At 65.2% G+C, this 8,067-nt stretch carries 9 protein-coding genes; 5 read left to right on the forward strand and 4 right to left on the reverse strand.

Annotated features, from left to right (window positions below; genetic code table 11):
* Positions 1 to 497: SLC13 family permease (locus tag JWN03_RS02575; RefSeq protein WP_297609094.1), on the reverse strand; the 497-nt coding region annotated here is incomplete at its 3' end.
* Positions 498 to 615: 118 nt separating this feature from the next.
* Between JWN03_RS02575 and JWN03_RS02580 the strand changes: the two genes are divergently transcribed.
* Positions 616 to 1,014 carry an ankyrin repeat domain-containing protein gene (locus JWN03_RS02580; protein WP_297609096.1) on the forward strand — a complete coding sequence of 133 codons (399 nt, stop codon included), beginning with the start codon at positions 616 to 618 and terminating at the stop codon, positions 1,012 to 1,014.
* A gap of 42 nt (positions 1,015 to 1,056) precedes the next feature.
* Here JWN03_RS02580 and JWN03_RS02585 read toward each other — a convergent pair whose 3' ends face one another.
* Positions 1,057 to 2,583, reverse strand: coding sequence for an APC family permease (locus tag JWN03_RS02585; protein ID WP_441342925.1), 1,527 nt, complete (start codon positions 2,581 to 2,583; stop codon positions 1,057 to 1,059).
* A 242-nt stretch (positions 2,584 to 2,825) separates the two neighbouring features.
* Between JWN03_RS02585 and JWN03_RS02590 the strand changes: the two genes are divergently transcribed.
* Genes JWN03_RS02590 through JWN03_RS02600 form a run of 3 tightly spaced genes read left to right on the forward strand, consistent with a single transcriptional unit; the run spans position 2,826 to position 5,452 of the window.
* Positions 2,826 to 4,295 (forward strand): APC family permease, encoded by a 1,470-nt coding sequence (locus JWN03_RS02590; RefSeq protein WP_297609099.1) that lies wholly within the window; start codon positions 2,826 to 2,828, stop codon positions 4,293 to 4,295.
* 6 nt (positions 4,296 to 4,301) lie between these two features.
* On the forward strand, positions 4,302 to 5,030 hold the full coding sequence (locus JWN03_RS02595; RefSeq protein WP_297609101.1) for an IclR family transcriptional regulator: 729 nt from the start codon (positions 4,302 to 4,304) through the stop codon (positions 5,028 to 5,030).
* Positions 5,031 to 5,059: 29 nt separating this feature from the next.
* Positions 5,060 to 5,452, forward strand: a complete 393-nt coding sequence (locus JWN03_RS02600) for an ankyrin repeat domain-containing protein (protein WP_297609104.1) — start codon at positions 5,060 to 5,062, stop codon at positions 5,450 to 5,452.
* On the opposite strand, the gene JWN03_RS02605 is transcribed toward JWN03_RS02600, so the two are convergent.
* Complete coding sequence (locus tag JWN03_RS02605; protein WP_297609107.1) at positions 5,426 to 6,298, reverse strand: alpha/beta fold hydrolase; 873 nt, start codon at positions 6,296 to 6,298, stop codon at positions 5,426 to 5,428. The genes JWN03_RS02600 and JWN03_RS02605 overlap by 27 nt on opposite strands.
* Before the next feature lie 53 nt (positions 6,299 to 6,351).
* Between JWN03_RS02605 and JWN03_RS02610 the strand changes: the two genes are divergently transcribed.
* The gene (locus JWN03_RS02610; RefSeq protein ID WP_297609110.1) at positions 6,352 to 6,951 is read left to right on the forward strand and encodes a TetR/AcrR family transcriptional regulator; all 600 of its coding nucleotides are present in this window, start codon (positions 6,352 to 6,354) and stop codon (positions 6,949 to 6,951) included.
* Positions 6,952 to 6,957: 6 nt separating this feature from the next.
* On the opposite strand, the gene JWN03_RS02615 is transcribed toward JWN03_RS02610, so the two are convergent.
* Entirely contained in the window at positions 6,958 to 7,863 is a 906-nt protein-coding gene (locus tag JWN03_RS02615) for a DMT family transporter (protein WP_297609113.1), read from the reverse strand.
* Between the last annotated feature and the right edge of the window lie 204 nt (positions 7,864 to 8,067).

The following is an 8,067-nucleotide window of genomic DNA, read 5'->3' on the forward strand; positions in this document are numbered from 1 at the left end:
GCCACCAACTGCGGCAATGCCATGTGCGCCGCGAAATCCCGTGTTGTCGTCCGGCTGTGTTGCAGCGCAAGCAGATTGGTGAGATTGGAGACCGGCAGCAGCAGGCTGGCGGTATTGGCCAGCCACACTACCAGGAATGCGAACGGCGCCGGCGCCAGTCCGAGCCGCAGTGCCAGCGTGAGCACCACCGGCGTGAGCAGTACGGCGGTGGTGTCCAGGCTCATGCCGATGGTGGTGACGGTGGCCAGGACCGCGGTGAGCGCGAACAGCAGGGGAGTGGAGCCGCGGGCCATGCGGGCGCACCAGACCGCCGCCACATCGAAGACCCCGGCGATATCGGCCAGCTCGGCCAAGACGGTGACCGCGACCAGAAATCCGAGGATCGGAGCGGCCCGCGTGACGCCGATATCCACGGCGGTGTCGGCGGGCAGCCACCCGGTCAGCACGGCGAGTGCGCCGAGCCCGGCGAGTACGGCCCACATGCGCAATCGACTCACCTCCCATCCCAGCATCCATCCGCGGGGGTGAGGGTACGTCGCCGTCCGGGCGCCGTGCCGATCCGGCGATGCGAATCACCGTTCGAAACGACAGGGCATTGGTGGTAGTACTGAACGAATGAGCGCGAACGATCCCGACGCGGACAAGGTCATCGAACTGGCCGGTCAGATTTTCGACCTCGCACGGCAGGGGGATGCCGAGAAGCTGGGCGCCTACCTGGACGCTGGAGTGCCGCCGAACCTCACCAATGAGAATGGCGACAGCATCCTCATGCTGGCCGCCTACTACGGCAACGAGGCCGCCGTCACCGCGCTGCTCGCGCACGGTGCGGACCCCAACGTCACCAATGACGCGGGCCAAACCCCCTTGGCCGGAGCGATTTTCAAGGGCGAGACGGAGATCCTGAAGGCGTTGATCGGCGCCGGAGCCGATCCGGACGCCGGTAATCCCTCGGCCCGCGACACCGCCGCCATGTTCGACCGCACCGAATTCCTGGAGAAGTTCCTGAAGCCCTGACGGGCGGACACTCATCGATCGAGTGCCCGCCTCGATGCGGACTCACCTTTCGTGCGTCTCCTCCAGCACCGTGCGCCCCAGCAGGGCGTAGCGGGCGGGATCACGCCGCTTCAGGTACTGCGCGATGCCGATGCCGCTCACCGCGACCAGGCCCACCAGCCACGGTGTCGCGCGCAGTACCAGTGACCCGGATTCGCTGCCGGCCGCCGCGCTCATGTTGACGATCAGCAGGCCGACCACCGCGAGCATGGCCACGCCGCCGAGCAGCGGTGCCACCAGGGTGCGGAACCAGTGCCGCGTCTCGGGGTGATGGTTGCGGAAGTACACCAGCACCGCGAACGAACAGGTGGACTGCACCACCAGGATCGCCATGGTGCCCAGGATCGCCAGCAGCGTGTAGGTGCCCGAGTAGGGGTCCTTGCCCGCGAGACCGAAGGCGAGCACCAGCAGCGCCGCGAACACCGTCTGCACCAGGCCCGCGATGTGCGGGGAGCCGTGCCGGGGGTGGGTGCGACCGATCGTGCGCTGCAGTCCGGGGATCGCGCCTTCGCGGCCGAGTGCGTACAGGTAGCGGGCGGCGCAGTTGTGGAAGGCCATGCCGCACGCCAGCGAGCCGGACATCATCAGCCACTGCATCGCGATCACGGCCCAGTGGCCGACATAGGTTTCGGTGGGGTGGAAGAACACATCCATCGGATTGTCCGAGCCCGCCAGCGTCGCCGATTCGCCGATGCCGTTGCCGGACATGGCCATCCAGGAGACGAGGACGTAGAAGACGCCGACGCCGAGGACGGCGATCATGGTGGCCTTGGGGATGATCTTCTTCGGGTTCTTGGATTCCTCGCCGTACATGGCGGTCGATTCGAAGCCGACCCATGACCAGAAGGCGAAGAACAGTCCCAGCCCCGCCGAGGGTCCGGCGAAGGCATTGACCGGATTGAGCGGCGCGAAGGAGAACCCGTGCGGTCCGCCGCCGTGCACCGCGACGGCCACGGCCATGACCGCGAGCACGGTCAGCTCGGTGGCGAGCAGTACCACCAGCAGCTTCTCGGCCACCGCGACACCGAACCAGGTGCCGATGGAATTGATCCCCAGCATGATGATCGCGAACACCCACCACGGCACGTGTACGCCGAATTGTGCTGTCACAGTATTGGTTCCGAAGCTGGCGAAGATCCCGACCAGTGAAGGTTCGAACACCATATAGGCGAAGGCGGCCAGCGCTCCGGCGGCCAGTCCGGCGCGGCGGCCCAGGCCGTAGGAGATGAAGCCGTAGAACGCACCGGTGGCGGTGATGTGCTTGGACATGGTGGTGAAGCCGACCGAGAAGACGGCCAGCACCACCATGGCGATGAGAAACGCTGCGGGAGTGCCGGTTCCGGTGCCCGAGGAGATCATGAACGGGACATTGCCGGTCATGGCGGTGATCGGCGCGGCCGTCGCAATGGCCATGAAGACCACGCCCAGCAGGCCGATGGCATTGGCTTTCAGCCGATGGACAGGCGGTGTGCCGATGGCTGATTCGGGTGCGGCCGTCGCAACTGGCGCGGCCTCTGTCTGCTGTGTCACGAATTCGTCCGTTCATTCTTATGGCGAGCGCCACAATTCGAGTGCCGCGTGCCTTCCGATGTGGCAAAACGTTAGTTGTGGCCTGTTAACGGGTGATTCGTGGAGCAGTGACCGGAAGTGAGAGAAATGGCAGGGGAATATTCTCGCCACGCGATAAGTGGCTGTTACCGAAATTAACCTGACCGACATAAGAATCGAGCACGCTATGCCTCCCACGGCGTCATCGGAGAAAGGGTTCAGTGATGCATTTGCGCACGCCGAGCCCGCCGCTGGTGGTGCGGCGTTCATCCATACGCGGACTCGTGCGCCGGAAACTTCCGTTTCTGCCGGTGTTCGCACAATCGGTCGCGGCCATCGCGCCCTCCGGAACTGCCGCTGTCACACCACCATTCGTGATCAGCGCGGTGGGCGGGGGTGCGAGTGTGCTCGTATTCCTGGCCGCTGCGGTGCTGGCGATCTGCGTCGCACTGGTTATCCGGCCGATGGCGCAACGGCTGGCGGTGACCGGCGGTCTGTATACCTATGTCGCGAAGGGTCTCGGGCCGAGCGTCGCGATTCCGGTGGGCTGGTCCGCGATCATCGGCTACGGCGCCGTGAGCGTATCGAGCCTGTTCGCGGTCGGTACCTACCTCGATCAGGTTGCCGGTGCGGCGGGTATGGCAGGCTCCGGCAGCACTTTCGCCATTGTGCTCATAGTGGTGGTCGCGGCGGCGGCCGCCCTGCTCCTGATGGCGCGCGGCATCCGGGTCTCCGCCGGGACCACCCTGCTCATCGAATGTGTTTCGGTGGCGGGGATTCTGGCCCTGATGGTCTATCTGATGACACGGGATGGTCAGACGCCGCGGATTCCGCATGATTTCGTCGCACCTGTCGATCCCGGCAGTCTGGCCATCAGCGCGGTGCTGGCGATCAGCGCCTTCGTCGGATTCGAAAGCGCCACAACGCTTTCCTCAGAGTCCTATCGGCCGTTCCGTTCGGTGCCCAGAACGCTGGTCTGGACGCCGGTCGCCGCGGGCGTGATCTATCTGGTGGCGGTGTGCGGCCAGTCGATCGCACTGTCCGACGGGTCGGTGACGGTCTCGGAGAGCATGACTCCCGTGACCGACCTGCTGCTGCGCGACAATTCGGCGTTTTTGGCGGGGGTTGTCGACCTCGGCATTGCCGCCTCGTTCTTCGCCTGCACGCTCGCCTCGATGAATGCCCTGGTGCGGGTGCTGTTCACCATGGGACGCGAAGGGATCGCGCCCGCTGTGGTCGGCCGTGCGCACCCGCGTTTCCACACGCCGGCGCACGCGATCGTGCTCAGCATGCTCGCTGTGACCTCGTGTGCGGTGGTGGCGCTGCTGGCGGGAATGGCGCCGCAGGACGGCATTCGATCGTTCCTCACCTTGAGCGCCCTCGGCTATCTGGGCAGCTATCTGCCCGCCTGTCTCGCCAGTCCGGCACTGCTGCACCGGATTCGGGAATCGAGCCGGGTGATCACGGTGCTCGGAACGGTCACCGCCGTTCTGCTCGCGCTGCTGGTGGTCGCGGCGTGCTTCTCGAATCAGAGCAACAACACCGAATTGCTGCTCGTCTATGCGGCCGTCATGGTCGCATCCCTGCTGTTCACCCTCGGCCTGCGGATCTTCGCGCCGGAACGGCTGCGCGGGGTCGGTATCTTCGACGAACCGCAGCGCGCCGATCTGCTGCAGACCGAGACCTTCAGGTAGCGGCGCATGAAGGACTCACGACGCGCGAATACCGTCACCAGCTCACTGGCCATTATCGAGGTTGTCGCCGACTGCGGGGTGGGGGTCACCGCCAAGGAGATCGCGGACCGGCTCGGCATGGCCCCGGCGACCGCGTACCGGCTGATCAATGCGCTGGTCGCCGACGAATTTCTGGTGCGCACCGCGGATCTGCGCGGCTTCGGGCTCGGCGTGCGGCTGCGCGGCCTGGCCGAGGCCATGAAGACCTCGGTCGTCACCGGTGCGGCACGGCAATGCCTGACCGAGTTTCGTGAATCGACCCGGTTCGCTGTGCATCTGATGAACTTTCGGCCCGATACCGTTCAAGTGATCAGCGAAGATCCCGACCATCCCGTGCTGGGCGAACGCGAACTCGTCCGATATCTGCACGCCTCGGCTGCCGGGAAGCTGCTGCTCGCCAGTCGAACCCAGTGGCGCGCCATGGTTCCCGATCCGGTGCGCGTCACCAGTCATACGCATGTCGACCACGGTGTGCTGGCCGAAGAGATCCGCATGGTCCGGGAGACCGGATATGCCCAGGCCGTCAATGAACTCGTCGCGGGACTTGCCTGCCTCGCCTACCCCATCTACAACGAAACGGGCACCGTCGAGGGTGCGCTGTGTATTTCCGGGCCGAGCAGCCGAGTCGCGGCGCTGCTCGGTCATGACGATCAGGCGCGCAGCTGTGCCAAGGAATTGGGGCCGCTGCTCTACTGAGTTCGCCGGAACCTGGTAGTAGTGGAGCCGTGAGTACTGACGACGCGGACAAGGTCCTCGAATTGGCCGGGCAGATCTTCGAACTCGCACGACAGGGTGATGCCGAAAAGCTGGGCGCCTATATCGACGCCGGGGTTCCGGTGAACCTGACCAATGCTCGTGGCGACAATCTGCTCATGCTCGCCGCGTACTACGGGCACGAGGCGGCCGTAGTCACGCTGCTGGCGCACGGTGCGGATCCCAATATCACCAATGGCGCCGGTCAGACGCCGTTGTCCGGTGCGGTGTTCAAGGGCGAGCCGGCGATTCTGCGTGCCCTCGTGGCGGCCGGTGCGGATCCGGACGCCGGAAACCCCTCGGCCCGCGAAACGGCCGCCATGTTCGAGCAGACCGAGCTACTGGCTCAGTTCATCAAGCCCTGAGAGTGTCTCGATCGGCTTTCCGGTGAGGAAGGCCGACATGGCTGCCGCCACCGCCTCCGGCTGGTCGAGCATCGACAGGACGTAGGCGTCGTCGATCTCTGCCAGCCGGCCGTTCGGAATGAGTTCGGCCAGGCGGCGGCCGTGGTCGCGGGGCATGACCTTGCCCGCCGAGGACCACAGGATAAGCGCCTCGCCCGAGAAGTTGCGCAGCGCTTCGGTATTCGCGATGAGCTCGGGCTTGGTGACGTGTGATCTGGCGTATGCCAGTAGATCTCGGCGAATGCGCTTGTCGCGCAGGCCCGATTCGGTCCAGCCGCGCACCAGTTCGTCCGGGAGCGGGCGGCGTGCCATCCAGCCGAACATCAGTGGCGAACTGCGCAGCCAGGATACGCGGAACTGCTTGAGCGCCAAGAGAACTCCGCCCGGCAGGTAGGCGGCGACCATGGCAGTCTTGCCTGGCAGGCCCGGCGGGAAATTGCCGAACGCCTCGCAGGGCAGAGCGATCAACCTGCCGACCCGCTCGTCGAGGCCGTAGGCGGTGAGGAACAGTCCACCGCCCCAATCCGAGTGCACCAGCGTCACATCGTGGAGATCCAGGGCAGTGAGGAAGTCGGCGATGAGCTGATTCATGCCGCGCATGCTCAGATCCGCGCCCTCGTTCAGCGGAATCGGATGTGCACCGAACGGCAGGTCCGGCAGCACATACCGGAATCCCTCCGGCAGCAGTTCGAGCACCTGATCCCACAGCGTGTGATTCATCAGCAGTCCGTGCAGCAGCACCACCGGCGGGCCCTCGCCACGCTCCACATAGTGCATCCGGCCTGCGGGGAGATCGACTGTAGCCATATTCCCACTCCATTCGAGCGTTTGCTCTAGTGCGTTTGCTCTAGTCTGGAACCATGGCCGAGAAGATGTCAACCACCACCCGCCAGCGCCTGGTGGCGGCAGTCGCGGAGCTTATGCGCGGACACGGGTACAGCGCCATCACCGTCAAACAGATCACCGTCGTCGCGGATGCCCCGATGGGATCGCTCTACCACCACTTCCCGCAGGGAAAACCGCAGATCGCCGCCGAGGCGCTGCGCACCTCGGGCGCGGCCTATATCCAACTGCTGCCACTGCTCATGGACCCGTACGACGACCTTCGCGAGGCCGTCCCCGCCGCCTTCGAGGCCGCCGCCGAAACCATCGAGCAATCGGGCTGGATCAATATGTGCCCCGTCGGCACCGTCGCCGGCGAAATCGCCGACAGCGAGCCGGAATTGCGTGCCGTCACCGCCGAGGTCATCACCTCCTGGATTGACCAGGGCTCCGATTACCTTGTGCGCCGAGGACTTTCAGATACCGATGCGCGCGATCTGATCCTGGCAATCCTCTCCGCCCTGGAGGGCGCGTTCGTCCTGAGCCGCACCCTCCGCTCCACCGACCCCCTCCGCTCCGCAGGCCGAGCCATGTCCGCCCGCCTCGACCAAGTCCTGGCCGCGGCGCGCACCAGCTGACCGCGATCACACCAAATACAGCGTTCCTATGCCCGCCACTACCGCGAGAGTGGCCACGATGCGGGCCGCGCCGAAACGTTCGCCGAAGATCAGGGTTCCGATCAGCGCGCCGACGATAATGCTCGATTCCCGCAGTGCCGCAATATCTGCCAGCGCGCCGCGGGTCTGCGCCCACAGGATCAGCCCGTAGGCGAGAAAGCTCAGGGCGCCACCCGTCAGGCCGATTTTCCAGACGGGGCGGATATCCGACCAGAGGCGGCCGCGGCGAGTGGCCAGAGCATAGAACGGGACGGCCAAACCCTCCAGCAGCATGAGCCAGCCGATATAGCCCAGGGTGCTGGAGGATTCGCGAACACCGATGCCGTCCACCGTCGTGTACGCGGCGATCATCGTGCCGGTCACAATGGCTGCGGCAATGGCCGACGGGCGGCTGGGATTGGTGCGATGGCCCCAGAACACCAAGCAGGCCAATCCGATCGAGATGAGCAGGATGCCGGCGAGCTGGCCGTTGCGCGGGGTCTCACTGAAGACCACGGCCGCGATCAAGGTGACCACCAGCGGCGAGGTGCCACGCGCGAGCGGATAGGTCTGACTCAGATCGCCCAGGCGATACGACACCATCAGCAGCGTGTTGTAGACGATATGCAGTGCGATCGAAGCGCCCAGGAATACCCAGCAACGCGGATCCGGCGGAGCGGCCATGAGCACCAGGGGAATTGCGCACAGGGTGCCGCCCGCATTCACGAGCGTGATCGACACCAGCTTGTCCGGTACCCAGTGCGCGATCGCATTCCAGACCGCGTGCGCACACGCCGCCACCAAGGTCACGATCAGCACCGTGGGTGGAACCCGATGCGAATCACTCAGCGCCACAAAGGTTTGCGAGGAGGCGAACAGAACATCAAAAGCCATCGATCAGCACTCTCTGTCAGCGGCCCGTCGTGCGGGCAGGTGAATAGGAGTACTCCAGGCTTTTGTCCCTTCATATGACGACAGAACTCCGGTGAGTCCATCGTGGCGTCGCTCGGACCAGCCCTCACAGACCTGATTGTGGGTAACTTCTGACGGCCTGCTCGCGGAACCCTAGACGCGTTCACGTTCGCACCGACCCTAACA

Origin of the sequence: Nocardia sp. (assembly GCF_025465275.1) — a bacterium.
Taxonomy (GTDB): Bacteria; Actinomycetota; Actinomycetes; order Mycobacteriales; family Mycobacteriaceae; genus Nocardia.

Bases quoted from the DNA above. Each gene is read 5' to 3' on its own strand.
- JWN03_RS02580 (WP_297609096.1), top strand. From the start codon at position 616: ATGAGCGCGAACGATCCCGACGCGGACAAGGTCATCGAACTGGCCGGT.
- JWN03_RS02590 (WP_297609099.1), top strand. From the start codon at position 2,826: ATGCATTTGCGCACGCCGAGCCCGCCGCTGGTGGTGCGGCGTTCATCC.
- JWN03_RS02595 (WP_297609101.1), top strand. From the start codon at position 4,302: ATGAAGGACTCACGACGCGCGAATACCGTCACCAGCTCACTGGCCATT.
- JWN03_RS02605 (WP_297609107.1), bottom strand. From the start codon at position 6,298: ATGGCTACAGTCGATCTCCCCGCAGGCCGGATGCACTATGTGGAGCGT.
- JWN03_RS02610 (WP_297609110.1), top strand. From the start codon at position 6,352: ATGGCCGAGAAGATGTCAACCACCACCCGCCAGCGCCTGGTGGCGGCA.
- JWN03_RS02615 (WP_297609113.1), bottom strand. From the start codon at position 7,863: ATGGCTTTTGATGTTCTGTTCGCCTCCTCGCAAACCTTTGTGGCGCTG.